This window comes from Bathymodiolus platifrons methanotrophic gill symbiont, from assembly GCF_002189065.1.
GTDB lineage: Bacteria > Pseudomonadota > Gammaproteobacteria > Methylococcales > Methylomonadaceae > Methyloprofundus.
Genome location: NZ_BDMN01000316.1, coordinates 1 through 1,695 on the forward strand (window position 1 = coordinate 1; position 1,695 = coordinate 1,695).

2 protein-coding genes are annotated in these 1,695 nt (G+C 43.4%); both read right to left on the reverse strand.

Annotated features, from left to right (window positions below; translation table 11 throughout):
- Positions 1-314: 314 nt before the first annotated feature.
- Complete coding sequence (locus CDZ78_RS16325) at positions 315-533, reverse strand: hypothetical protein (protein WP_087870946.1); 219 nt, start codon at positions 531-533, stop codon at positions 315-317.
- Positions 534-578: 45 nt separating this feature from the next.
- Positions 579-752, reverse strand: coding sequence for a helix-turn-helix domain-containing protein (locus CDZ78_RS16330; protein ID WP_140414134.1), 174 nt, complete (start codon positions 750-752; stop codon positions 579-581).
- Positions 753-1,695: the final 943 nt, after the last annotated feature.

Sequence of the window (1,695 nt, forward strand, 5' to 3'; positions counted from 1 at the left end):
CTTATCCTTTGCCCCGTATTTCTTCTTACGCTTCTTGTGACTTTGTCTCAGGTGCTTACAACCCTAATGACCTCTCTTTCCACGTCGCTTAAAGAGCGTTTAATAGTGTGTAGACGCGAGCTTTTATCTTTTAAATACTCTCTGTTTTTCCATTTGGAAACGGTCTTTTCATTTATTTAAAAGCGTTTGGATAGCTCTGCATTACTGAGACAAGATTGTTGTATAATTTCTCTTGAATGCTGATTTGTTTTTGCATTCGTGTGATAGCCCTGATAACATATTAATTCCTTTGTGGTGAAAGTTTTAATATGTTATCAGGGCTGTCCTTTTAATTTTTTAAATCCGGTATAACGTAGTGAAACTATACACTTATATAACTCACCACCTTGGCGTTTATCAGCCCAGACATGTTGATAAATTAGCTCATGACTAATTCGAATATTCTCTTCTTTTTCTAACCAGCCAGACACTTGTTCGGGACTCCAATCCAGCCGTATCCCAGTTTCAATTAAACGGACCACCTCCACGGTCATTTTAATCGATTTTTCTGCTGCCTTCCTACGCCGGATCGGGCTTGTTTAGGGCGGTATCCACGTCCCCTGTATTACGTTCAAGTCACGACTGATCGTTGACGGTGATACGCCAAGAATTAGGGCTATGTCTTTTTGAGGTGTTTCTACTTTCAATAAAGCTGAAATCTGGTATCGTTGTCCTTCGGTCAGTTGCTTGTATTGATTCATATGCTTCCTCATCTTTGGTCGGATTGAAAAAGCCTGAACTATACATCAGCTGACCCTCTCACGCTGCCAGCCATGGAGAGCGGACGCGAGGGCTGGTAGTCCCCAGAAGGCGTAGGGTCGTTGTTTTGTCGGAATCTAAGCGTTAGCGCAGGTGAAGACAAAATAAAAGACATTCCGAAACGCCGTCCAGTCATTTGAGGGAGTGCTACGAAGCCAGCGCCGAGTTTACGATGGTAGTGGCGAAGTGGCACGTACGCAGGACGTCTGGGCGCCGAAGGCATAAGCGGTCGCGTTAAGTTTTTGCCGCTTGCTTGGGCTGGGATGCCCAAAATAAGCTTTCGCAAAAATAGCGACTCCCCACGTCTCTTAAAAATGAATTGCACTTGTTAGTTGAATCTAAGTTTTTTAACGAAAGGCTTAAAAAAAACTATTCAGGACAAATATTAGCCAAAAATTAAAATTGTTGGTTTTTATAGAAAATCAAGAAAAATTAATCGAAACTTTGTTTTTCCGAAACATCTAAAAATCTTCACTTCGCGCTAAAGCTCCGTTTCCAGGCTTTTCAGCATCGGCGCTGGCTTCGTAGCACTCCATAAAATGACTCGAGGCCGTTTTTCCGGAATGCTTTTTTTGTCTACACCTCAGTAGTGCTATAATTCCGACAAAACAACGACCCTACGCCTTCTGGGACTACCAGCCATCGCGCCCACCCTCCATGGCTGGCAGCGATGGCACTTCTTGAGCAGTAATAACCCTAAAAGTCAACGTCATTAAATTGCCGTTAACATAATCGAGTCACTGGCAAAAAGTGGCTTTGAGACGCTAGGCTATTTGGGGTATATCATCAGCGATAAGTGCGCGTCTCTAAATAAGACAATGCAACCAAAGTCCGCACGGCGTGGGCTTTGTGAATCTTTTCGCAAGTCACTGGGCATTGAGAATAAAACAATGGCGG

Bases quoted from the DNA above. Each gene is read 5' to 3' on its own strand.
- CDZ78_RS16330 (WP_140414134.1), bottom strand. From the start codon at position 752: ATGAGGAAGCATATGAATCAATACAAGCAACTGACCGAAGGACAACGA.
- CDZ78_RS16325 (WP_087870946.1), bottom strand. From the start codon at position 533: ATGACCGTGGAGGTGGTCCGTTTAATTGAAACTGGGATACGGCTGGAT.